General features: G+C 36.2%; 17 protein-coding genes. 2 read left to right on the top strand and 15 right to left on the bottom strand.

Going from position 1 to position 24202, the window contains the following annotated elements; translation table 11 throughout:
- Positions 1 to 102: 102 nt before the first annotated feature.
- The 4 genes from JML65_RS14125 to tsf all read right to left on the bottom strand — a co-directional run bounded on the left by JML65_RS14125 (position 103) and on the right by tsf (position 10522).
- A complete protein-coding gene (locus JML65_RS14125) occupies positions 103 to 2955 on the bottom strand; it encodes a T9SS type B sorting domain-containing protein (RefSeq protein WP_047488694.1) in 2853 nt (950 codons plus the stop codon).
- Positions 2956 to 3237: 282 nt separating this feature from the next.
- On the bottom strand, positions 3238 to 6075 hold the full coding sequence (locus tag JML65_RS14130; RefSeq protein ID WP_202271207.1) for a gliding motility-associated C-terminal domain-containing protein: 2838 nt from the start codon (positions 6073 to 6075) through the stop codon (positions 3238 to 3240).
- Between the two features lie 78 nt (positions 6076 to 6153).
- Positions 6154 to 9501 (bottom strand): T9SS type B sorting domain-containing protein, encoded by a 3348-nt coding sequence (locus JML65_RS14135; protein WP_202271208.1) that lies wholly within the window; start codon positions 9499 to 9501, stop codon positions 6154 to 6156.
- 193 nt (positions 9502 to 9694) lie between these two features.
- Entirely contained in the window at positions 9695 to 10522 is an 828-nt protein-coding gene (gene tsf, locus JML65_RS14140; protein WP_047488703.1) for a translation elongation factor Ts, read from the bottom strand.
- Between the two features lie 143 nt (positions 10523 to 10665).
- Between tsf and JML65_RS14145 the strand changes: the two genes are divergently transcribed.
- Positions 10666 to 11433, top strand: a complete 768-nt coding sequence (locus JML65_RS14145) for a DUF6759 domain-containing protein (RefSeq protein ID WP_202271209.1) — start codon at positions 10666 to 10668, stop codon at positions 11431 to 11433.
- A gap of 56 nt (positions 11434 to 11489) precedes the next feature.
- Here JML65_RS14145 and JML65_RS14150 read toward each other — a convergent pair whose 3' ends face one another.
- Positions 11490 to 12446 carry an acetyl-CoA carboxylase carboxyltransferase subunit alpha gene (locus JML65_RS14150; RefSeq protein WP_047488710.1) on the bottom strand — a complete coding sequence of 319 codons (957 nt, stop codon included), beginning with the start codon at positions 12444 to 12446 and terminating at the stop codon, positions 11490 to 11492.
- Between the two features lie 49 nt (positions 12447 to 12495).
- Positions 12496 to 14004: a glutamate--tRNA ligase gene (gltX, locus tag JML65_RS14155; RefSeq protein ID WP_202271210.1), complete on the bottom strand. Its 1509-nt coding sequence runs from the start codon at positions 14002 to 14004 to the stop codon at positions 12496 to 12498.
- 407 nt (positions 14005 to 14411) lie between these two features.
- Between gltX and JML65_RS14160 the strand changes: the two genes are divergently transcribed.
- Positions 14412 to 15818 carry an MAC/perforin domain-containing protein gene (locus tag JML65_RS14160; protein ID WP_202271211.1) on the top strand — a complete coding sequence of 469 codons (1407 nt, stop codon included), beginning with the start codon at positions 14412 to 14414 and terminating at the stop codon, positions 15816 to 15818.
- Positions 15819 to 15892: 74 nt separating this feature from the next.
- On the opposite strand, the gene JML65_RS14165 is transcribed toward JML65_RS14160, so the two are convergent.
- From JML65_RS14165 to JML65_RS14205, 9 genes are all read right to left on the bottom strand, one after another.
- Positions 15893 to 16945: a glycosyltransferase gene (locus JML65_RS14165; RefSeq protein WP_202271212.1), complete on the bottom strand. Its 1053-nt coding sequence runs from the start codon at positions 16943 to 16945 to the stop codon at positions 15893 to 15895.
- Positions 16942 to 17910 carry a lipopolysaccharide core biosynthesis protein rfaS gene (locus JML65_RS14170; RefSeq protein WP_202271213.1) on the bottom strand — a complete coding sequence of 323 codons (969 nt, stop codon included), beginning with the start codon at positions 17908 to 17910 and terminating at the stop codon, positions 16942 to 16944. Before JML65_RS14170 ends, JML65_RS14165 begins: the two co-directional genes overlap by 4 nt.
- Positions 17907 to 18896 carry a hypothetical protein gene (locus JML65_RS14175; RefSeq protein WP_202271214.1) on the bottom strand — a complete coding sequence of 330 codons (990 nt, stop codon included), beginning with the start codon at positions 18894 to 18896 and terminating at the stop codon, positions 17907 to 17909. The genes JML65_RS14170 and JML65_RS14175 overlap by 4 nt, the downstream gene beginning before the upstream one ends.
- Positions 18897 to 18898: 2 nt before the next feature.
- Positions 18899 to 19696: a DUF5672 family protein gene (locus JML65_RS14180; RefSeq protein WP_202271215.1), complete on the bottom strand. Its 798-nt coding sequence runs from the start codon at positions 19694 to 19696 to the stop codon at positions 18899 to 18901.
- Between the two features lie 2 nt (positions 19697 to 19698).
- Entirely contained in the window at positions 19699 to 20949 is a 1251-nt protein-coding gene (rocD, locus tag JML65_RS14185) for an ornithine--oxo-acid transaminase (RefSeq protein ID WP_202271216.1), read from the bottom strand.
- A gap of 352 nt (positions 20950 to 21301) precedes the next feature.
- Entirely contained in the window at positions 21302 to 22657 is a 1356-nt protein-coding gene (gene accC, locus JML65_RS14190; RefSeq protein ID WP_047385963.1) for an acetyl-CoA carboxylase biotin carboxylase subunit, read from the bottom strand.
- 98 nt (positions 22658 to 22755) lie between these two features.
- Complete coding sequence (accB, locus tag JML65_RS14195; protein WP_084085763.1) at positions 22756 to 23238, bottom strand: acetyl-CoA carboxylase biotin carboxyl carrier protein; 483 nt, start codon at positions 23236 to 23238, stop codon at positions 22756 to 22758.
- Positions 23239 to 23363: 125 nt separating this feature from the next.
- Positions 23364 to 23567: a 50S ribosomal protein L32 gene (gene rpmF / locus JML65_RS14200; RefSeq protein ID WP_007843326.1), complete on the bottom strand. Its 204-nt coding sequence runs from the start codon at positions 23565 to 23567 to the stop codon at positions 23364 to 23366.
- A gap of 67 nt (positions 23568 to 23634) precedes the next feature.
- Positions 23635 to 24165, bottom strand: a complete 531-nt coding sequence (locus JML65_RS14205) for a YceD family protein (RefSeq protein ID WP_202271217.1) — start codon at positions 24163 to 24165, stop codon at positions 23635 to 23637.
- Positions 24166 to 24202: the final 37 nt, after the last annotated feature.

The raw sequence follows: 24202 nt of genomic DNA on the forward strand, positions 1-24202 counted from the left end.
ATTTATCACAAATTTAATAATAAATGATATTAAAACCTTGAAAAACTAATAAAAAAACCACGACTTTAAAATCGTGGTTTTGAAAATTTTATGTATAATTTTTTACTCTCTGTTTTTTACTAAAATCCAGCCAGAGAATTTAATGGCAGTTTGCTTGCCGGTTGGTTCAGTCCAGCCTATTTCATACCAGTAATTTCCTGTAGAGATTTTCTTATTTCCATCCAGTGTCCCATTCCATTTGTAGCCGTTGGATTTATCTGCCTGATAGACTTTAGTTCCATATCTGTCAAAAATATTAATAACGAGATTGTTTTTATTGGCTAATGCAGAATAATCAATAGCATCATTTACACCGTCATTATTAGGTGTAATTACGTTAATCAGGTTAGGAATTGTAATGTCTACCTGCAATGGCGTACAATTATAGTCATCCTTTACATATACACTTGCGTTACCTCTAGGCATGTTGGTAAATACATTAGAATCCTGCCAGTTAAGGTTATCAATAGAATATTTATAAGGAGGAGTTCCACCTATCACATATACTGTGATTGAATTGTTTGAAATATCAATATTAGAAATTACAGGTTGTTCGGAAGCGTATACTTTTACTGTTTGTAAGGTAACACAGTCTCCTGTTTTAAGTTTTACCCAATAAGTTCCTACCCCTACATTTTGTATAGACTGAGTTGTTGCTCCTGTGCTCCATTCGTAGCTTTTAAATCCAGGTCCTGCATCAAGTGTTGTTTTATTTTCCATACAAATGATCTTATCAGTTAACAAATCAGATTTAACTGGGGGTAATACCGTTAAAGTTACCTCTGCTACTCTGTAACATCCATTTGCATTAGACACTTTTACATAGACAACACCCGTTGGGGCTACATAAGCTGTTGGGTTTAGAATTTCATTGGTTCCTGCATGGGCATCAGCAAGAGACGGGTAGTATTTCTTGGTGTAAGTACCCGGATCGTGAACCAAGGCATTGGTAAGATTGAACAGGCCTGTTGCCGGGTTTGATTCAATGAAGCAAGTTCTTAATGAAGCGTTCTTTACTACAGGGCTTTCAGATATTGTTAAGTTTAATGTTATTTCTTCACAATCTGTAAACTCAGGATCGTTTCCACAGAACTGATACACGATGGTATCCGGTCCTATATAACCGAAAGAAGGCGCATAGCTTATCACTCCCGTAACAGGATCAATGATGGCATTACCATGTGTCGGAGGAGTAAGAATCGTTACTGTTCCCGGAACTACAGTTTGGGTAGAGTTGGTGAATGTTGGAACAATCTGTTTTACAACATCACATACGGTATCGGTTAAAGTAGTTTTCTTAAGACAAGTGAAAACTTTATATTCCGGGGTAATTACTGCAGGACATGTTCCAACGGTAATTTTTACCGTATAGCGTCCCGACTGTGTGGGAGTATAAGAATTTGTTGTTGCACCAGGAATAGGTGTTCCGTTTCTGAACCATTGATAGGTATCAAAACTGTCACCTACTTCCAACACTAATCCTGGGATACAGTCTCCTGTTTGTTTTGCAATCACAGGAATGGATGAGAATCCGGCAAAATATCCACCATAACCCACTACACCACTTCCTCCTGAAATACCTGCTGTAACAGCTTTTGTAGAGGTTATGGTAACGTTGCCCGTTATGTCCGGCACTGAATAGGATACCCAGTTGGTCGTTCCACTTACGGGAAATGGTCCCTGAGTTGCTGGTAGGGCAGCTCCATTAACGGTAACAGCAGCTCCATTTTCAGTCAGGATGTTTAATTTTACAATATGACTGGTTAGAGTAGTATAATAAGGAAGGTCTTTGATTTTTCCTATTTCGTCAATCTTTCTGGGAAGATAACAGTTCAATGGCGGGATATAATTGAATCCAAGAGTAGCATTACTATCTGCGATACCTGCCATTAATTGATACACATATACATTTTTTGTCGTTCTTATGTACATGTTGTAATGATTGTTTCCTTGGTTGATATAATTGGTATTGCTTACTTTATTTACTCTGTAGCTTTCTCCTTCGGCAAGAGTAGCAACAGGAGTAGTTCCATTGTTGATGTATACCTGGGTTCCTCCTTCAGTAGCAATGATTAAAGCATCTTCCATCCTTTTACTGATGTTCCCATTTCCCTTTACAACCACAAATTCATTTCCTAATCTGTCCACTGGTACAGACTGGTCCATAATAATATCGGAACCATCCCAGTATCCTGTTGAAGGTATAGCAAACTGTCCATTAAAATTTCCATTGGTAACAGAAATAGGTTTGTCGGATTCTATTTTGGCTCCAATGAATGCTTCTTTATTCAAAGCTTTGTCCCCTGTTCCTTCAATAATGTAAGATTGCCCTTTATTAAGGGTGAAAGTAATAGTGGGGTTGGTAGCTCCTGTCCAGCCATTAGTAAATATAATGTTAGCACTATAATTGGAAACAGTCACTTTTGTATTGTCTTCTGTTGCTAAAATACCGGTGGTGAAATTATATAAGCTCCCTAATTCTTCAAGAGGAGCTGTAGCGGCATAGAATTTTGTGCCGATTCCTGCTTTACCTTTTGATGTTAAGATCTCACCATGACTGGATACTGAAAATCTATAGGTAACGAAATAGGGTTTTGTTCCTTTTGTATATAAGCCTTTATTCCCTGGAGTAAAAAGTTCACCATTGGTACTGGCAACCATTCTGTTTAAGGGTACGTCATATGTTTGAGGAGAACCTTTACTGATGGTAACAGTAGCCAATAAAGCACCATTGCTGTAAATTTCTACAGGAAAGGGTGTGACAGAATCTGTAGAAAAATACAAAGCCTGCTTGGGATTGCTGAGTACTGTTGATCTGGCTGCCATCGGGGCAAACCAATGTTCTGTATCTCTTTGGGCAAAGAGCATTTGGACTGCCGCAAAGAATAACAGAAAAATGGATAAAATTTTCTTCATAGATATAAAATTAGATTTTTACAAAAATAATAGAATAATTGGTTAGTATTGAAAATATTTTTAATATTAGTTGCTGAATTGGCAAAAAAATATGCGCTACCTGATTGTGATTGATAAACTATAGTTCAAAACCAAGATTCAATTTTCTTTATTAAATGATTATGTTTTATTGAAGTTTTGATTTTGTGGAACTTATTTCACTTGATGTGGTTGGGCAAGACAATAGTATATAAATGAAAAAACCACGATAATCATCGTGGTTTTTAAATGGTATTTAAGGGTCTATTCTATATTCTTTACTAAGATCCAGCCTGAATATTTTATTGGAGTTTTCTCTTTATTAGGCTCATTCCAGTTGATATGATACCAATAGGTTCCGGTTCCCAGTTTTTTATCAAAATGTCTTCCGTCCCATTTGTAGTTATTAAATTTATTTCCGGTAAAGACCATGTTTCCATATCTGTCGTATACCACAAAAGAAAGATTTTCTTTATAAGCCAGCTCACTGTAGTCTATATAATCATTTACATTATCTCCGTTAGGAGTAATTGCGTTTAATAAATTAGGGACAGTGATCTCAACAGAAACCGGAGTACAGTCGTAAGCATCTTTCACATAGAATGTATGCTGTCCTCTTGATAATCCAGCGAAAGAATTAGAATCCTGCCAGTTTACCGTTCCGTCAACTGCAAATTTGTAAGGAGCTTTACCTCCGGCTACAATAACTGTTGCATTGTTGTTGTTAATCTCAATTTGCTGGATAACCGGGTCTTCAGCTTTTCTTATTCTTACGATCTGAATAAGGAAACATCCGTTTTTACCAAGCTTTACAGAGTATTCACCCACTCCTACATCTCTGATCCCAGAAGTAGTAGCTCCTGTGTTCCATTCATAAGAATCATATCCAGGTCCTGCATCAATGTTGGTTTTGGCATCCATACAGATATACTGGTCTACAAGAAGAGGTGATTTTTTGATAGGCAGCGCAATAAGCTCAATTTTTGCATTGGCAGTACAACCTTCAGCGGTTGTTATTTTTACATACACAATACCTCCGGTAGCAGGAAAGTTTTCAGGAGTTGTAATTTCATTGATACCCGCATTAAGATCGGCGAGTGTACGGTAATATTTTTTTACAACCGCGTTGTAGTCGGTTACTTTAGCTTTAGTAAGGTCAAAATAGGCATAAGGAGCTACATCATACCAACATGCTGAAATACTGGCATCCTGTACGATGAAAGGAACTACCGTAAGTTTTAACGTAATTTCTTCACAGTCGATAAATTCGGTAGCTGCTCCACAGAATTTATATACAATCACATCCGGCCCCAGATAATTGGCATTGGGAGTATAAGTGATTTGGCCCGTTGCAGGGTTGATAACGGCTGTACCTTTATTGGGAGGAGTAATAATCATTACTGTACCTGGTGCCGGCGTTTGGGTTGAGGAGGTAAATGCCGGTGTAATAACTTTAGTAGAACATGCATTGAGGGTCTGCGTAGTGTGCTTTAAGCATGTTTCTACTTTATAGATAGGTGTAGTAACGGGTGGGCAGGTTCCCATGGTTACTTTTACGGTATAGTTTCCTGATTGGGTAGGGGTGTAAGTAAATGAAGTAGCACCTGCTATTGCAGTTCCGTTGCGGAACCACTGATAGGTTTCATACCCATCATCTACTTCCAGTATTAATCCCGGAACACATTCTCCTGTTACTTTTGCAATAACGGGGATTGATGAAAACCCTGCAAAATATCCTCCATATCCTGCAGTACTGTATCCACCATTAATACCTGCGGTTACCGCTTTGGTAGAAGTAATGGTTACATTTCCTAGTATATCATTGATAGCGTAGGTTACCCATTGTGAGTTTCCTGTAAGGGGATAAGGGCCTTCAGCAGCTGTAGGAGTAACATTGTTTACGGTTACTACAGCTCCGGTTTCAGTCAAAATATTTAATTTTACATGCAGATCACTGGGCGTAGTACTGGCACCTAATGGTCCCAGCGGCATTTCGTTGATCTTTCCAATTTCGTCAATCTTTCTTGGAAGAAAACAGTTTAATGGTGGGATATAGTTGAATCCATTGGTTGCATCGCTATTATCTATTCCAATAAACTGGTAGAGATAAACATTCCTTGAAGTTGAAATAAACATATTGGAATGAGCCCCTGCTCCGGTTTGAGTAACATAGTTAGTCTCATTGATTCTATACCATCCTCCAGCATTGATCGTCTGAACAGGCGTAGTAGATCCATTTAAATATATTTCTGTGTTGTCTTCTGTAGCTACAATAAGCCCACCTTCCATATTAAGATTGGGAGAAGTGGATCTTGTTTTTACCATAGCAAAGGTATTTCCAAGTCTGTCGGTAGGAACAGACTGGTCCAGGATAGGATCTGACCCACTTGGTGCAGAAGAGAAGTTTCCGTTACAGCTTCCGTTGGTAAGGGTTACAGGCTTATCAGATACAACTTTAGCACCGATAAAGCCACTAAGGTTTGCTGTATTCGTTCCAGTACCGGCAAAAATAAAAGACTTTCCTTTGTTCAGTGTAAAGGTCTGGGTGTTTCCCGTAGGCGTACCATTATAAAACTGAACTCCAGCTCCATTCCAGGTTACCGTTACTGTTGTATTATCTTCAGTAGCCATAATTCCTGCTGTGAAATTATTAATGCTGTTAGAAGTGTTTGTATTTGGAGGTGTAGCAACATAAAACTGTTTTCCAATACCTGCCTTTCCTTTGCTGGTGATAATTTCTCCATGGGCAGATTGGGCAAGTCGTAAACTACAGTAGAAAGGTTTGTCGCCTTTCAGGTACAATCCTTTTCCAATAGATTTGAAAGCATCGGTAGTGGTGGAAGTCGATATCAAGCTGGGATCAATAAATTCAGACTGAGGATTACCTTTACTGATTGTAACAGTAGCAACAGGAACAGGATTATTATTGTTGTATATTTTTACATCAAAAGGAGTTACAGAATCCGTAGATAAATATATCCTGTTGGAATAGTTGCCTGCATTACTGAAGTATGGGGCTATCCAGTGTTCTGTATCCCTTTGGGCAAAGACTGTATTAATTGTAAAAAAAAACAATACTATGCTAAGTAAAAATTTTTTCATGTGTATGGAGTTAGGATTTCTACAAAATTAAAATAAAATTTCAAATATTGTTAAAAAAATACTAATAAATACGTTGAATTATTCTCGATTTTTGATTAAAAGCCAGCCCGAATGTGAAACTGGTAATTGTGTGTCCGGTTCTGTCCACTGTAAAATATACCAATAGGTTCCCGTAGGAAGATTCCTTCCGTTTACTTTGCCATCCCAAACATAATTTTTATCAGAAGACTTATAAACAGTAGCTCCATATCGGTCTGCTATTTCAATGCTGACGTCTTTTTTTATTCTTAAATCGGTATAATTCAATACATCATTGATCCCGTCACCATTCGGAGTAATGGCATTAACAAGATTAAGGACCAAAAACTCTTTCACTACAGGACTGCATCCATCTGAACCTAAAACATATACTTTGTGAATTCCCCGGGATAATCCGGTGAAAACATTGGAAGTCTGATAATTTAATCCGTTTAATGAATATTGGTAAGGGGCAGTTGCGCCGGTAACATAAATGGTAGCGGTGGAATTTACAACCTCTATCCTTGTAATGATAGGTGCCTGGGCTACTCCTACATTCACCGTCTGACGGTACACACATCCATTAAATCCAAGATCTACATAATAACTTCCTGCGCCTACAGTAATGGTTTGACTGGTCGCTCCCGTATTCCATACATAGGAGGAAAATCCCGGTCCGGCATCTAAAATAACTTTCTCGCTTGAACAGACAACCTGATTTCGGAGTCTTTCAGATTTTTTCGGAGCTTTTAAAGTAAGGGTTAGCGTAGCGGTGTTAGGACATGCTGTATTATGTTGGAATCTTATATAGAAAACACTTGCAGAAGTAAGGTTTTGTGAAGCTGAAATAGGATTAACCCCTGCCTGAGCATTCGCTAATGATGTGTAGAATGATAGCACTACAGAAGGATCTGCCGTGAATAATACTTTATAATCAGTAAGGTTTACAGCCTCTGAGCCGTTAAGGTCATTATCGCAGATATCCACTTTTGCAGTCTCTGTTAGTAGAGGAATTTTATTTCCAATACTGAAGTTTATTTGCCCTAAAGCAGGAGGACATTCACCGGAAATAGAAGAAACCCTTACGTATACTGTTGTAGTGGCTGTGTATGTCCAGTTAACAGGAAGGGTGTTTCCATTTCCTGCAGTCGCATCAGACTGATTGAGATAGTACCTTACTGTAAAATTCTGAGAATTAGTTACGATTTGTGGGGTTATATTGACGAAGTTGACACTGACCATTCCATCAAAATTATCATCACAAATAGCAGCATTGAAGGTACTGGTGTTAATATTAGGTGAAGGATAGGCTGCTAATGTAATAATAGCTTGTTTAGAACAGCCATATGCAGAGGTTACATTAGCATAAATAGCTCCTACAGGTCCTGTATAAGAAGTTGGGGTAGTGATCGCGCCGGTTAAATTAGCATTTGTGAAATAAGTAACAGAGGTCCCCGAATCCGGAGTGACATTGGCTGCGGTCAGGTCGAATGTTCCGTTTCCATTACCTGCAGTACATGAGGTTAAAGACGTATTGCTTGTTTGAAGGACATCGATGTTAATTATAATTTTGAAATATTCAAATGAAGCAGGATTTCCACTTCCCTGAATATAATAGGTGAAGGTGTCCGTAGTGTCGGTGGTAAGCCCTGCATTAGGAGTATACGTAACCTGACCCGTCACTGGGTTGATAGAAGCCGTTCCATTGGCAGGTTGTACGATAATGCTTGTATGGGAAGGATCAACGCTCTGATTAGAATTGGTAAATACTGGCGTTATTATTTTGGTGTTACATGATCCGATCGTATAGGTTGTGGTGGATATGGGTGGGCAGACTGTATATTCATATTCATATGTAAGTCTGGACTCACAGTTATTCTTTGTGATGTAGCAGGTATAAGTTCCGGTGCCATATAATTCCGGATTAATGAAATAGGAAGTTTCTCCGGGAATTACATTTCCATTAAAATACCATTGGTATGCATCGTAACTACTGTCTACTTCAAGACGGGTGCCGGCATAGCAATCTCCTGTTTTTGTAATTGCGGGTACGGAAGAGAATCCTGCAAAATAACCACCATATCCAACGGCTCCGTTTCCGGCCGCTATTCCTGCTGTTACAGGTTTTGTAGAGTTTACAGTGGCATTTCCTGAAACATTAGGGATAGAGTAGGTGACCCAATTAGGGTTTCCGGTGACAGGGTAAGGTCCATTGGCTGCAATGATAGGATTTCCATTGTATGTTACTGCTGCCCCCGTTTGGGTAATAATATTAAGTTTAGTATTAAAACTGTCATTCCCAATTTTATTAATGAATCCAATTTCATTAATTTCTTTGGGTAAAAAGCAGCTTAACGGTGGGATAAAATTCATTCCTCCGGTTGCATAAACCGTATTTCCGGAAGTCCCGGCGAGAAGCTGATAGACATAAACATTGTTGTTAGCGGAAATACTCATGTTGAAATTTCCATTACCCTGGTTTAGATAATTGGTACCCTGTACAATATAATATTTTCCGGTAGTAAGGGTGATATTATTTACCAGGTTTCCATTGACGGTAAGTTTAGTATTGTCTGCTGTTGCTATCACCAAGGCTGCTTCCATTCCTGAGTTGGCAGGACCATTTCCTTTGACCAGTACAAAATCTTTACCCAATCTTTCTACAGGAACAGCCTGGTCCATCAGCACATCCACATTGCTGCTGTTTTGGGTAGTATAAATACTGTTGAAATTTCCATTGGTGACAGATACAGGTTTCGTAGCTGTAATTTTTGCCCCTACTAATCCCACCAGATTTGCTGAAGCCAGTGTGCTTTGAGCCTCAATAATATATGATTTGCCTTTATTAAGAGTAAATGTTCTTGATACAGCTGAAATACCATCAGAAAAAACAACGTTTGGATTATATCCGGATAAAGTTACCGTGGTATTGTCTTCCGTAGCAGTAACACCAATGGTGGAGTTGACGTAAGTTTTTGCCGATGTAATAGGAGCCACCCCTACAAAAAAGTTTTTCCCGATGCCGGCTAATCCTTTTGAAGTAATAATCTCAGCCTGGTTGGGGACTGAAAATCTGAAACTGGCAAAGAATTTTTTGCTTCCTTTTGCATATAATCCCATTGAAGTCGATCTGAACAGACTGCTCACCGAAGAAGCAATCATAAAACTGTTGGGTACCATTACCCGAATCGGGTTATTTTTACTTACCTGTACCGTTGAAAATACAGTGTTGTTATTGTAAACCTGTACTGAAAATGGGATTGTTTCATTAGTGGAAAGATAGAGATACCCTTCAGGAGTTCCCAAAAGATCACTTGCAGACATGGGAGCAAACCAATGCTCTGTGTCTAACTGGGCATTAACAAACAAACAAATAAAGGTGAAGATAGCCAGTAGAAATTTTTTCATATGTTATTGTAAGGGCCGCAAATCTAATTATTAATAATTGATTTTTAGTGTGAAAAAATTCTATCAATGCTGGTTTATAGCGTAATTATTGAATATTTAAAATTGGTGTTATATTGTGTTCATATTAGCTGGAATACTGCATAAAAAATCCCGATGAATTTCATCGGGATCAAATATTTTTTTGAAAGCTTGATTACACTAAGCTTACTCTTACAAATCCTGTTACTTTTAGGTCTCCGTTTACAGATTTTACATAGTCAGCAACTGAGATACTTCCATCCTTAATGAAGTCCTGGTGTACCAAAGTGTTGTCTTTGTAGAATCTCTGCATTTTACCTTTAAGGATATTATCGATAATGTTTGCAGGCTTACCTTCTTCAGTAAGTTTGTGTCTTTCGATCTCTAATTCTTTATCGATAGTTTCCTGAGAAACTCTAGTTTCGTCCAAAGCAATTGGGTTCATAGCAGCAACCTGCATAGAAACAGCTTTAGCAGCTTCGTCAGCTCCGTCTACTTTAGCAGAAAGAGAAGTGATTGCAGCAATTTTGTTTCCAGCGTGGATATAAGCTCCTAAGAAATCTCCCTGAATTCTTTCGAAAGATCCAATCTCGATTTTTTCACCGATAACTCCTGTTTGCTCAATTAATTTTTCAGCAACAGTCATTCCGTGGAAGTCAGTAGCTAAAAGCTCTTCTTTAGTAGCAGCGAAGATTGCCATTTCAGCTAATTCGTAAGCTAATTCAATGAAAGCTTCATTTTTAGCCACAAAGTCAGTCTCACAATTTAAAGAAATAACAACACCTAAAGTATTGTCTTCGTTTACTCTTGCGATTACAGCTCCTTCAGCAGATTCTCTGTCAGCTCTGTTAGCAGCAACTTTTTGTCCTTTTTTTCTAAGGATATCTACCGCTTTTTCGAAGTCTCCTTCAGCTTCAACTAGAGCTTTCTTGCAGTCCATCATACCTGCACCTGTTTGGTTTCTTAATTTCGCTACGTCAGCAGCAACTGGTGTATAAGACATAATATGTATTATTTTTTATTTAAGATTAGTATTAATTTTTAGCTTAATTTTAAAGCAGTGCAAAGATAATGATTTTAATGATAAACTAAAAAATGACTTTTCACGTTATTAATATATTTAATACTATTTTAAAGTTTTGATTAATGAAAAAATTCTTCTTCCTTCTATTTATATGCGTTTTTTCTCTTGGTTTTTCCCAAAAAAAGAAAAGATCGAAATCTAAAGCTGTTGTAGAAAAAGAAACAGTGATCATCTATACGGAGCAGGAAGCAGAGGTTTCTAAAGAAGCAAGAATAGTGGCAGGTTTCCTGAAACAAAATCCCGGGCACGCAAAAACAGACTATTTTAAAAGAAAGCTGATGGAAATTATCATGGCAGATAACTCTCCTGAAGCAAAACCTACAATCAAACCGATTAGTAAAGAGAAGATTGAAAAAATAGTAAAAAACAATGAGCTGAATAGTGGCAAAGTACTGGTTGCCAATAAAGCTTCGGCTTCTAATAATAAGACAACCTCTGCGGCTAATAATACCTCTGCAGCTATTGATGCATTAAAAGAAGAAAGAAGTGTAAGCTATGCTTCGGTAGGTTCAGCAAAAAGTGCGGGTTCCTCCAAATCAGAGGCCAGTGAAGAAAATAAAAGAAGAGCAGCGATGCTTACCCATCTTTTTAGTAATGACATCAATAAAAATGAAGCCTACGTCAATATTAAAAACAGGTCCAGCTGTAATCTGATCGTGAAAATAAATGGCAAAAAATATTACAATCTGAGTGTTCCAGCCAAAGGAGAAAACTTTATTCTCATAGATAAAGGAGAATATATACTGACCACCATGGTGTGTGATGCAAAATATTCTTCCTTAAAGAAAATTAACCAGGACATTGAAATTGCTCTCAATGTTGCGGATTAGAAGAAGACTAGAGCTAAAAAAAGGGTTAAGAAATATTTTCTTAACCCTTTTGTTTTTTATCCTTTAAACTGACCCATCGCAATGAATTTATCTTGTCTCTGGGTTTCAAGCTCTTGTCCTGTAAACTTGGAAAAAGCTTTTATATTCTGTAAAATAGAACTCTTTAAATTTAAATAAGTGGTTTCCGGATCATACTGAGCGCCTCCAAGAGGTTCCTCAATGATTCCGTCAATGAACTTTTCTCTTAAAGCATCCTGTGGAGTAAGGTTTAATGCATTGGCAGCATCTTCTTTGTGGTCCCAGTTTCTCCATAAGATGGATGAACAGCTCTCCGGTGCAATTACGGTATACCACGTGTTTTCTAACATATATACCTTATTTCCTACACCTATTCCTAATGCTCCACCACTGGCTCCTTCTCCAATAATATAAGTGAAAATAGGAGTTTTAAGCTGAACCATTTCAAAAATATTTCTTGCAATAGCTTCACCTTGTCCTCTTTCTTCAGCTTCTAATCCTGGATAGGCTCCCGGGGTATCTACTAAAGTGACAACAGGAATGTTGAATTTTTCAGCTAGCTTCATTAGTCTTAAAGCTTTTCTGTATCCTTCAGGATTCGGCATTCCAAATCTTCTGTATTGTCTTTCTTTAGTTGTTCTTCCTTTTTGAGTTCCTATGATCATCACTCTTTGACCATCCAGGGTAATCAATCCTCCAATCATTGCCGGATCATCAGCGAAGTTTCTGTCTCCGTGAAGTTCCAGGAAACTGCCTTTGTCTGCCATTCCGTTGATATAGTCTATGGTATATGGACGATCCGGATGACGGGACAGTTGTACTCTTTGCCAAGGTGTAAGATTTTCGTAGATTTCTTTTTTCTTTTCTAAAATCTTATCCTCAATCTGGCTGCATGCTAATTTTACATCAACACCACTTTCTTCTCCTACTAAAGAACAGGTCTGGTATTGATCCATTAATTCTTTGATAGGAAGTTCGAAACTTAAATATTCCATTTCTTGAAGTAAATTAAATCTTTCAAATGTATGAAAAATTATGGTTATTCTATTTAAAATTATTTATGGCATTGCCTATTCTGGAGATACTTTCCTCTTTTCCAAGGATTTCCAAAATATCAGGAACGTCTGGTCCTTTCAATTCTCCTACTAAAGACAAACGCAAAGGCATCATTACTTTACCCATTCCCAAACCTTTAGTTTCGGCAAAATCGTGAACTGTCTGTTTAAGTGCTTCAGCAGTAAAGTCTGAAGACTCAAGGGTAGATGCTAATTCCCCTAAAATAGCAGAAGTTTCTTCGTTCCATGCTTTTTTTGATGCTTTTTCATCATAGGAAGTTGGAGCTTCGAAGAAAAATTTCCCGTTTTCATAAATGTCTTTTGGGAAAGTAGCTCTTTCTTTCATCAGCTGAATCACTTTTAACAGCTTTTCATCGGAAGAACCGGAAAGATCAAGATCTGTATTTTTAAGAAGCTGAAGAAGTTCTTCATCAGACTTCATCTGAATATACTGGTGGTTGAACCATTCAGATTTTTCTTTACTGAATCTTGCCCCAGCCTTATGTACTTTATGAAGATCAAATTCTTTGATCATATCCTCCAATGGAAGAATTTCCTTATCATCGGCAGGAGACCATCCTAATAAAGCAACCATATTGATGAATGCATCAGGAAGGTAACCATTCTCTCTATATCCCTTGGAAACAACTCCGGTTGCAGGATCTTTAAAATCAAGCGGGAATACAGGGAATCCGAATTTATCACCATCCCTTTTGCTTAATTTTCCTTTACCTTCAGGTTTTAAAATTAAAGAAAGGTGAGCAAATTCTGGAGCTTTCCAACCCATTGCTTCGTATAATAAAGTGTGAAGTCCTAAAGAAGGCAGCCACTCTTCACCACGGATTACATGAGAAATTTCCATCTCATGGTCATCAATAATGTTGGCAAAGTGATAAGTAGGCATCCCGTCATTTTTTACAAGAACCTTATCGTCTAATGTATTGGTATTTACAGACGATTTTCCACGGATAATGTCTTCAAGATTCAATACTCTGTCAACAGGCATTTTAAATCGTACTACATAAGGTGTTTTTTCGTCCAGTAATCTTTGAACTTCTTCCTGAGAAAGAGCCAGAGTATTTCTTAAACGGTTCCTTGTTTTGTTATCATAAGAGAACACTTCACCTCTTGCTTCAAATTCTGCACGCATAGCATCCAGTTCCTCTGGAGTGTCAAAAGCCAGGTAAGCATAATCTGTTTTTAAGATCTGCTCAGTATATCGGTCATAGATATCTCTTCTTTCAGATTGTCTGTAAGGGGCAAATTTCCCTCCTTTCTTAGGACTTTCATCGGGAATGATTCCGCACCACTCTAAAGCTTCTTCAATATATTCTTCAGCTCCTTCTACATATCTTGCAGTATCTGTATCTTCAATTCTCAATACAAATTCTCCACCCTGATTTTTAGCAAAAAGATAATCATATAATGCGGTTCTTACGCCTCCCAAATGCAAAGGTCCTGTAGGACTTGGAGCAAAACGTACTCTTACTTTCTCCATTTCAATTTTAATTTTTGCAAATTTACTTAAAATTATGGGTTTAGGAGATGATTTATAATCGTGTATTTTCCGATTTTTAAATTTAAACCTCTTCATTCTCTGAGGATGATGGCTGTCATTGGCTAAAAGATTTAATTACAAAACCTGGTTTATGAAATACCAAACAAGAATTATTTATAATTTGAATATGCATAATGGAATCTGAGAAAAATGATTATACATGTTAATAAAATGAATAAAGCTGATTTTATTTCATAATTAATTCTATGTATAGTGAATGTTTTGTCTTTTGTTAATCGATGTTTAAATGCGTGTTAAATTCACTAATCAATGATATATATCATTTTTTTATTCTTCCTTAAAATATTGTTGAATATTACCTTTGCAGGGAATTTTAAAACAATATCATGAAAAAACAAATTGTATTTTGCCTTAGCAGCGTGTTAATGCTCTTTATGGCTTCATGCTCTTCAGAAGATCTAAGCAGTGAGGTAACAGCTGAGAACCAAGCTAAAGCCAGCCGTTCTATAGTTGGCAGATCTGCAGGAGATGGAGTTTATGATATCCTTGGACATGGATATAATGCTACCGGTGAGTATGCTAATGCCAATGCTGCGGGTTTCAGAGTAATCGATATTGATCGATTTAAGATGGAGCAGGGTGGTAGAATATTAGCTGAGAATACTTATTCACAAGAATATGTGGAAGATTATGGTGAAAATGCAGAATCTTATTCTAAGATGGTTGCTACTAAAGTAAATGCTACAGCAGGAATTCCATTATTTAAGAAAATGCTTTCCGTAGGGTTTAGCTCAGCTGTTACAACCAATCATAAATTTGATGCAAAATATATTTATGGAAGTTATAACCTTCTAATTAAGCAGAGAAGATTAAGACTAAATGCTACCGCAGACATGTTAGGAGACTATTTGACTCCTGAGTTTGCACAAGATCTGCAGAATAAGACTCCTCAGCAAATTGTTCAGGATTATGGGACTCACGTAGCCGTAGATATTTATACAGGAGCTAAAATGGATATTATGTTCCAGTCTGAAACCACTAACGAAAGCCGTGACCGTGCTGCAAGAATTGGAGTGAAAGTGGGAATACTAAAAGTTTTTGATATCGACGCTCAAAATGACGTTAATACATCTGAATCTAGCCAAAACTTTTCCAGAAAATTATCCTACAGAACAAGAGGTGGGGATCCGTCAAAAGGTTTAATTGGAGAAATTAGTATTGATCAGAATACTTCCAAAATTAATATAGCAAACTGGCAAAACAGCTCGACAGTAAATAACTCAGTCCTGGTAGATTTTGGAAACAATGGGTTAGTATTTATTTTTGACCTGATAAAAGATCCTGTTAAAAAAGCGGAGCTTAAATCATATGTAATTCAGTATCTGATTGATAATAAAGTAATGCTTGATTATATCCCGGTTCCTATATATGGCTTCTATAGCGGACAAGAAAGAGATCACTATCTTTCTCATTTGCCAATAACGCCAAATACTTATGTTGCTGAGGGAGAGTTTTTCAAAGCGTATACTTATAAAGCACCTGGTACAATTCCGGTTTATAAATATTATAGTCCACAAGAGAAAGACCATTATTATTCAACTTATCTGGGTACGCCTGCTACTTATACATATGAGGGAATTGCTTTTTATGCGACTATGGACAGCACAAAAAAACCAATTTATCAATTTTATAGCCCATCTCAGAAAGATCATTACTATATGGCTTCTCCGGGAGGAGCTCCGGTTACACCACGTGAATATATAGCAGAAGGTATTCCTTTTTATGCTTACTAATAAAATAGGTGATATTATACATGAAGAAGCCGTCTGAAAGACGGCTTCTTTTATTTTTTTATTGTTTATTGCAGTTATTCCTGTTCCTCTGCCCGGGTCATAATGTCATTCCAGATATTGATAATATCTTTTTCCTCATTGCTAATTGTATAATTTGCTAAAACAAACTCAGAAGCAATGCGTCCCTTGTTTATAATTTCATGAGGATTTCGATCATATACCTTTGTAGCTTCTTCTATTTTCAATACAAATTCAAGAATATTACCATCTTCTACAGGGGCTGAAAACTCAGAATTAAAGTATTCTTTTCCTGCCTGCCCTCTATATCCAATTACGTAACATCCACAAGACATAGCTTCAACCGGAGGAAGTCCAAACCCTTCTTTATGATTAAAGCTCAAAAATATAGCAGCCTTTTTAAGAATCTCTGCAACTTCATTTTCACTTTTATTGTCAATGGGCATAATTTTCCAGTCAGAATTATTATTTCTAGATTGGAAAATGTTGATAATCTGAGTACTGTCTTCAGATAGTTTTCGTGGCATGAAGGCAATAATTTTTTCCTTGTTTTCAGAAAAATTGAAAATACTGGCGTTAATTCCTAATCGTATTCTATGAACAGATGTATTGGGGAAAGCGGTCTGGATATAATTCTTAGAGTCTTCGGACACCACGATGGTTTCCAGGGTATTTTTTTTATTGTATGGAAAATCTTCAGCGGAACTTCCTAGTGGGAAACCATTGAATGTATAATAGCAGTTTTGATTAAAAATCACTTTTTTTGTAAAAGGTTCTATTTTATTGATGCTGCTATAGATTTCAGGGAAAACCAGAATAGAATCAGTCTCAATACTAAAACTGATTTTCTTTAAATACATTAATTTTAATTTTTTGCTAATGCTTAGCTTTTTTTTATCCAGATATTTAATTAGCTTAAATAAATAAGGATTATGGACAACCTTTGTATTATTGGGAAACCAAGTTTCTCTCTGATCTGCTTTTTTATGTATGACTGCTGCGTCAAATCCATTTTTATTAAGAATGTCAACCATTCTATAGATTTGTTTTACTCCACCGGATGGGTGAGGATTAGTAGGGCATACAAAATATATTTTTCTTGAGATCATAAGTCTAAAATGGTATTTATCCAGTTTTTGAAAGAATACTTTTCCAGAATTTGTTCGTCAGCCTTTTCATAAGGTGTTGTGAAAAAATCGGAGGGTATTTCTATATTGTTGATATCTTCAATGACAAAAATATTATTTGAATTATAAAAATCATAGTTTTTAATTGCTTTATTTGTGGTAATCAGTTTTTTTCCTGATCCTAAGGCATCAAAAGGTCTGAATGATAATCCTGATTGATTCTCATGGGCAAGATCTAATAGAACACTTCCTTTTTCATTGACTCTATAAGATTCATTAAATGGAAGGATATTGGGCAATTTAATGATGTTTTTTTCGATTTGCTCATCTATACTGAAATCACTGGGATGATAAATGAAACACTTGATATCGATACTTTTCTGATTCATACTGTTGATGATTTTGGTCAAATCATCGAAACGTTTATCAAATGTTCCTAAAAAAACAATATCATAAATAGGATTCTTAGAATATAGATCTTCGTTGAAATAAAAATTGCTGATCTTCTTTAAATCATAATTTTTACAATCATCCGTGTCAAAACTAAATGCCAGATCATAATAGGGAATAGTCTCTTTTTGACCCCCTATTTTGCTAAAGCTGTCCCAGAAGACGACGATCTTTTTTTTTCCTTTTTTCTGTACGATATCATACATTTCCTGGTCTAAAAGATCAGGGCGATTCACCAAAATATAATCATAATAGTCCAGCTGGTTCATCTGTCTTATCAGATGTTCCCTTTTTTTCTGGTTCTTTAAATTTTTTCTTAGAAAAGTTTTAGAGAAAAAATTTTCTGCTCTTTCGTAGAAGTTTTTATATTGATATCTTTCGTTTGTAGCACTTATAGCCATTACAGAATCAAAATCTGTATACTTTTTTATACCACTAAAAATAACTTCATTAAATCCATAGTAATCCGGAGCAATAAATAAAAGTCTCTTTTTCATTTTGTTAAAATACAGGTGATCCAATTTGTAAAACTATATTTTTGATAAATTTCTTCGGAAGATTCCCTATAATCATCTGCCAGGAAATGGGTGATGTCAGACATGTTATACTCATTCAGAAGAAATATATTGCTGGAATTATAAAAGCTATATTCTTTTACCAATTCATTATTAGTGATTAATTTTTTTCTGTATCCTACGGCCTCAAAAACCCTGAAAGAAAGCCCTTTATGAATCGTGTTTTGAAAGTCAAGAATAATTTTTGAAGCTTTTGCATTTTTCATGTTTTCTTCAAAACTCATTCCGGTTCTTGTGAAATTTATAGGATATTCCCGGTACTTCTTGATATGTTTTTCTTTAGTGTAGATTACATTGATATTGGTTTTCAGATTTTTTTCCTGAAATAATATAGAAAGGTTGCAAAGCTCCTCAATACGATCTTTCATAAAAGTCCCTACGAAGAAAAGATCCTGTTTTGCTTCAGGTTTTTCGGGCAGATAGTCAAAATAAAAATTGTGAATATGCTTTGTCTGTGGATATCTTATGGTATCTCTTTCGTCAAATACAAAAAAGCTGTCAAAATATTGTATGGTATTTTCTGCTAAGGGGAATCTCTGCATTCCGTCCCATTGGTAAGCCACAGTGTAAGTACTTTTTTCCTGAATTTTGGCCAGAACATTTTTACTGAAGAGGTCAGGGCGTACCACAAGGGCATAATCTGCATGGCTGATTTTATCAAGAAAAAACAGCTGGGGGTGTTCCTTTTTTTCGGCTAACATTTTGGCTTTAAAAGTTCTGTTGTTGCTGAATGCCTTTTTATAAATATGAATTAAAGACTCTTCTGCACTCAGTTTTACCTGCGAACAATCGTGCTCTACAGTAAAAACTTTAAAACCAAGATACTCAAGATTTTTTTTAAAAACCTTTGGTAGCCCAAAATGATTGGGAACAGCTAATATGATACTTTTATCTTTAAAGTCGTTCATTGTTATATTGAATATCCTGCTTTAGAAAAATAAGGTCTCCAGAAATCTTTTTCCTTATTCCATCTATGGCAGCCAAAAGGAAGTTCTCCTTTATTGATGTTCATTGCTTTCTCCTGTTTGTTCTCAATGGAGAAGAGACAGGCTTCTTTATAATTAGGTTTAGAAAAAATTATACCATTTCTTTCAGGCTCGATACTAAAAAACACATCTTCGGCGTAAAATTGCCCTGTATTTTCAGGTTTTAAATAAATTTTTACTACCTCCGGAATGCTTTCAAGAACTTCTATAAACTTTTCTCTCTTTCTTAAAGACAGGCCTCCATTCCCTACAGCATTGTAAAGAAGAGATTTGTTTTTTTGCCACTTTCCATTCCCTTTAAAGTTGGTCATTTCTTTAAACTTGGCAATAGTTTTATCAAAAAATAATTTAAAAAAAGGAATATGTTCTGAACTCCGTATCCAGGGAGCACCAATATAATCGTAGTTTTTTTTACACCAATTTATAAGATCATCTTTAAATACAAAACAGTCAGATTGATAAATTAGTATATATTTTTCTGAAAAACTTTTATAAAAATTTACATTCATCATGAGTTGATTATATCCAAAAATATTTTTGAAATAATGGTCATCAAAACTAATGAATGAAGCATTAAAATCTTTATAGGCATCAAGAGAAAGACTTTTAGGATGTATAAAAGTGATTTTGTAACTTCCTAAAATATGAAATACCTGACTGAATGAAATCAAATCATCACGATCAGGTATTTCTTTATATATTGGAATAATAATATCTACCAAAGTTATTTTGAATATTCTAATACTGTTTTTTCAATGATCTTCACACAATCCAGTAATTGTTCTTCTGTAATTACCAATGGTGGTGCAAGTCTTATGATATTGCCATGTGTTGGTTTGGCTAATAGTCCGTTTTCTTTTAATTGTAAGCAAAGGTTCCATGCGGTAGAGCTTTCAGGACCATCATTGATCAGAATAGCATTCAAAAGACCTTTTCCTCTTACTTTTGTAATAAGGTCTGTCTTTTCAATCAGCTTTTCGATCTCGGCTCTGAAAACCTGTCCCAGATGTTCAGCTCTCTCAGATAATTTTTCATCAGCTACTACATCTAAAGCGGCTACTGCTACTGCACAGGCAATTGGGTTTCCTCCAAATGTGGAGCCATGCTGGCCGGGCTTAATGACATTCATAATGCTGTCATTTGCTAAAACAGCAGATACCGGGTACATTCCTCCGGAAAGAGCCTTTCCTAGGATCAGAATATCCGGCTGCACATTTTCATGATGACATGCGATGAGCTTTCCTGTTCTTGCAATTCCGGTTTGTACTTCATCTGCAATAAAAAGAACATTGTGCTTTTTACATACTTCAGAAGCATTTTTAAGGAAATTTTCATCCGGTACATATACTCCCGCCTCTCCCTGAATAGGCTCTACTAAAAATGCTGCAATATTTCCAGCCTCTCTGTTCAGAACTTCTTCCAGTGCGGCAACGTCGTTGTAAGGAATTTTGATAAACCCAGGTGTAAAAGGACCATAATTCTGATTGGCATCCGGATCATTAGAGAAAGAAACAATTGTAGTGGTTCTTCCGTGGAAATTATTTTCACAAACAATGATTTTGGCTGCATTTTCTGAAATGCCTTTTACCTCATAACTCCATTTTCTGGCAAGCTTTACGGCTGTTTCCACAGCTTCAGCTCCCGAGTTCATAGGAAGTACTTTATCAAATCCAAAAAGACTTGTGATTTTTTCCTCGTATTCTCCTAATTTTGAGTTATAGAAAGCTCTTGAAGTGAGCGCTAGTTTTTGAGCCTGTTCTACTAAAGCTTCCACAATTTTAGGATGAGAATGTCCCTGGTTCACAGCAGAATATGCTGAAAGAAAATCATAGTACCTCTTGCCTTCTACATCCCAAACGAAAACACCTTCTCCGCGCTCCAGAACTACTGGAAGAGGATGATAATTATGGGCTCCATGTTTGTCTTCAAGGTCAATGAAATACTGTGAGTTTTTTGTTTTTTCTGCTGTTGACATATATTTTGCTTTTTGGCAAATTTAAGCAATATTAATGAGATGAATAAATATTAGGATAATATGCTGCGTGGTAATAATTAAAAGCATATTTTGACGCTCATTGAGGGGTTTTAAAGGGAAAATTTACCTTCACATATTCACGGTTTCTATCAATAGCCTGAAATAGGTCGGAGACTTTGAATCTTTCTTATAAGTAATAAGCCAGGATCCTTAGAAAAAAAACGTATAAATTTTTGCAAAAACCAAATGAGAAATATTATCCTCCATTAATGAGTGTACACAAATTATTTATTTAAAAAAAAAAAAACTGCCTCAAATAAGAGGCAGTTTATAATATATTTCTAAAATAATCTTAGTGATTATCGTATTTTCTATCCATTACAAAATCTTCCATGAATTTTGTAGTATAGTTTCCTGCTAGATAATCTTCATTATCCATCAATTGTCTGTGGAAAGGAATAGTGGTTTTTACTCCTTCAATATAGAATTCTTCCAGTGCACGTCTCATTTTAGCAATCGCTTCCTCACGGGTTTGAGCCGTAGTGATAAGCTTAGCAATCATAGAGTCATAATTAGATGGAATACTATATCCGGAATAAACGTGAGTGTCTACTCTGATTCCGTGTCCGCCAGGGATGTTTAATCCTGTGATTTTTCCCGGAGATGGTCTGAAGTCAGCATAAGGATCTTCTGCATTGATTCTACATTCGATTGAATGTAATTTAGGATAATAGTTGATTCCTGAAATAGGAGTTCCTGCAGCAAGAAGAATTTGTTCTCTGATCAGATCGTAATCAATTACCTGCTCAGTGATAGGGTGTTCTACCTGGATTCTTGTATTCATTTCCATGAAATAGAAATTTCTGTGCTTGTCTACAAGGAATTCAATAGTTCCCACACCTTCGTATCCAATAAATTCTGCAGCTTTTACAGCAGCATCACCCATTTTTTCACGAAGTTCATCTGTCATGAACGGAGAAGGAGTTTCTTCAGTTAATTTCTGATTTCTTCTCTGTACAGAACAGTCTCTTTCAGAAAGGTGGCAAGCTTTACCAAACTGGTCACCTGCTACCTGAATTTCAATATGTCTAGGTTCTTCAATCAGTTTTTCCATGTACATACCTCCATTTCCGAAGGCAGCCACAGCTTCCTGAATTGCAGACTCCCAGTGATCTTTAAGGTCTTCAGCTTTCCAAACGGCTCTCATCCCTTTTCCACCACCACCTGCGGTTGCTTTGATCATTACCGGGTATCCCGTTTCTTCAGCAACTTTTACAGCGTGCTCATAAGATTCGATCAATCCGTCAGAACCAGGTACACAAGGTACACCTGCTGCTTTCATGGTAGCCTTAGCATTAGCCTTATCTCCCATTTTTTCGATTTGCTCAGGAGAAGCACCAATAAACTTGATGCCGTTTTTCTGACAAATTCTTGAAAAGTTAGCATTTTCAGATAAGAATCCGTAACCAGGGTGAATGGCATCTGCATTGGTAATTTCCGCAGCAGCAATAATATTAGGGATTTTAAGATATGAGTCTTTACTCATTGCAGGACCAATACAAACGGCTTCATCAGCAAATCTTACATGAAGACTGTCTTTATCAGCAGTAGAGTATACTGCTACAGTTTTGATTCCCATTTCTTTGCACGTACGTAAAATACGCATTGCAATTTCGCCACGATTGGCTATTAATATTTTTTTGAACATCTTCTTCAATTTGAAAATTAGATAATTTGAAAATTAGATAATGTTATTTTAATGTAGAATTTAATCTAACATCTAATGTCTAACATCTAACTTCTAAATTAAGATGGATCTACTAGGAATAATGGTTGGTCATACTCTACAGGAGTAGCATCGTCTACTAAAATTTTAACGATTTTTCCACTGATTTCAGAGTCAATCTGGTTGAATAATTTCATAGCTTCAATGACACAAACTACTTTACCAGCAGAAACTTCATCACCTACATTTACAAATACATCTTTATCAGGAGATGGTTTTCTATAGAAAGTTCCGATCATTGGAGACTTGATCGTTACATATTTACTGTCATCAGAAGCAGCCTCAGCTTTTTCAGAAGGTGCAGCAGCTGGAGTTGCAACAGGTGCCGGAGCCGCTGCTGCTTGTGGTGCAGTATGGTAAACTGCAGGCTGTGCATATACAGCATCGCTTCCAGCTAATGGAGTTTTAATAGTGATTTCGAAATCTTTAGTTTTGTATTTTACTTCTGAAACCTCAGCCTTAGATACAAACTTAATAAGATTTTGTATGTCTTTAATGTCCATAAATTTGATATTTGATTTTGGGTCAAAGATACCAAAAAAACGTAAAAAACAATAAAAAACCGCCTAATTTTATTAAAATTGGGCGGTTTTTGTATTAAAATGAGGTTTTTTTGAAAATCCCTCGATTAGTTTTCTTCAGTAGTTGCTACTTCTTTTTCCAATACTACTTTACCTCTGTAGTAAAGTTTTCCTTCATGCCAGTGAGCTCTGTGGTAAAGGTGAAGCTCTCCTGTTGTTGCATCTTTAGCCAATTGAGGAACTACAGCTTTGTAGTGAGTTCTTCTCTTATCTCTTCTTGTGGACGACTGTCTTCTCTTTGGATGTGCCATTTTGTAATAACTTTTTTAATTGATGAGCGATGAGATTCATCATCTCATCATATTTAAATTATTTTATTTAATTTTTATCTTTTAATTTTTTTAATGCTTCCCATCTAGGGTCACTTTCATGTTCTTCCTCTTCAGCTTCTTCAATTTCTTTGGGGCTGAATTGGTCCAGTACTTTAAGATCTTCATCACTTACATTAGGTGAAATCTTTTTCATCGGAATGGATAGCATTACATTTTCGTATATCAAATGTGCTACATTGAAAGCATGCTCTCCGGAAGGAATGGTAATAACATCTTCATTGCTATCATCATATTCTTCTCCGAAATTTACCAGGATCTTGATCTCATTCTCAATAGAATAGTCAAAGTCTTCATTTGTGACATCACAAACCAACTCAACTAATCCATGGATTTTAATCTCAAATTCTAAAAAAGTAGTGTGCTTATCCAGTAAGACATTCACTGCTATTCTAGGATTTGTAAATTCCTGCTCAGTTTCAAATAATTGAAAGAACGTTTTATCGATCTCAAACTTGAACTCGTGTTTTCCGTTTTTAAGTCCGGAAAAGCTTACGTCATAGTTTCTTAACTTGTCCATAAAATGAGTGTGCAAAAATATGCATTTTTTTTATAAT

It is taken from the genome of Chryseobacterium sp. KMC2 (assembly GCF_016756935.1).
Lineage (GTDB): Bacteria > Bacteroidota > Bacteroidia > Flavobacteriales > Weeksellaceae > Chryseobacterium > Chryseobacterium rhizosphaerae.

What these genes read in the sequence shown, in the direction of transcription:
- JML65_RS14125 (WP_047488694.1), bottom strand. Translation starts at nt 2,955, where the DNA reads ATGAAGAAAATTTTATCCATTTTTCTGTTATTCTTTGCGGCAGTCCAA.
- JML65_RS14130 (WP_202271207.1), bottom strand. Translation starts at nt 6,075, where the DNA reads ATGAAAAAATTTTTACTTAGCATAGTATTGTTTTTTTTTACAATTAAT.
- JML65_RS14135 (WP_202271208.1), bottom strand. Translation starts at nt 9,501, where the DNA reads ATGAAAAAATTTCTACTGGCTATCTTCACCTTTATTTGTTTGTTTGTT.
- tsf (WP_047488703.1), bottom strand. Translation starts at nt 10,522, where the DNA reads ATGTCTTATACACCAGTTGCTGCTGACGTAGCGAAATTAAGAAACCAA.
- JML65_RS14145 (WP_202271209.1), top strand. Translation starts at nt 10,666, where the DNA reads ATGAAAAAATTCTTCTTCCTTCTATTTATATGCGTTTTTTCTCTTGGT.
- JML65_RS14150 (WP_047488710.1), bottom strand. Translation starts at nt 12,446, where the DNA reads ATGGAATATTTAAGTTTCGAACTTCCTATCAAAGAATTAATGGATCAA.
- gltX (WP_202271210.1), bottom strand. Translation starts at nt 14,004, where the DNA reads ATGGAGAAAGTAAGAGTACGTTTTGCTCCAAGTCCTACAGGACCTTTG.
- JML65_RS14160 (WP_202271211.1), top strand. Translation starts at nt 14,412, where the DNA reads ATGAAAAAACAAATTGTATTTTGCCTTAGCAGCGTGTTAATGCTCTTT.
- JML65_RS14165 (WP_202271212.1), bottom strand. Translation starts at nt 16,945, where the DNA reads ATGATCTCAAGAAAAATATATTTTGTATGCCCTACTAATCCTCACCCA.
- JML65_RS14170 (WP_202271213.1), bottom strand. Translation starts at nt 17,910, where the DNA reads ATGAAAAAGAGACTTTTATTTATTGCTCCGGATTACTATGGATTTAAT.
- JML65_RS14175 (WP_202271214.1), bottom strand. Translation starts at nt 18,896, where the DNA reads ATGAACGACTTTAAAGATAAAAGTATCATATTAGCTGTTCCCAATCAT.
- rocD (WP_202271216.1), bottom strand. Translation starts at nt 20,949, where the DNA reads ATGTCAACAGCAGAAAAAACAAAAAACTCACAGTATTTCATTGACCTT.
- accC (WP_047385963.1), bottom strand. Translation starts at nt 22,657, where the DNA reads ATGTTCAAAAAAATATTAATAGCCAATCGTGGCGAAATTGCAATGCGT.
- accB (WP_084085763.1), bottom strand. Translation starts at nt 23,238, where the DNA reads ATGGACATTAAAGACATACAAAATCTTATTAAGTTTGTATCTAAGGCT.
- rpmF (WP_007843326.1), bottom strand. Translation starts at nt 23,567, where the DNA reads ATGGCACATCCAAAGAGAAGACAGTCGTCCACAAGAAGAGATAAGAGA.
- JML65_RS14205 (WP_202271217.1), bottom strand. Translation starts at nt 24,165, where the DNA reads ATGGACAAGTTAAGAAACTATGACGTAAGCTTTTCCGGACTTAAAAAC.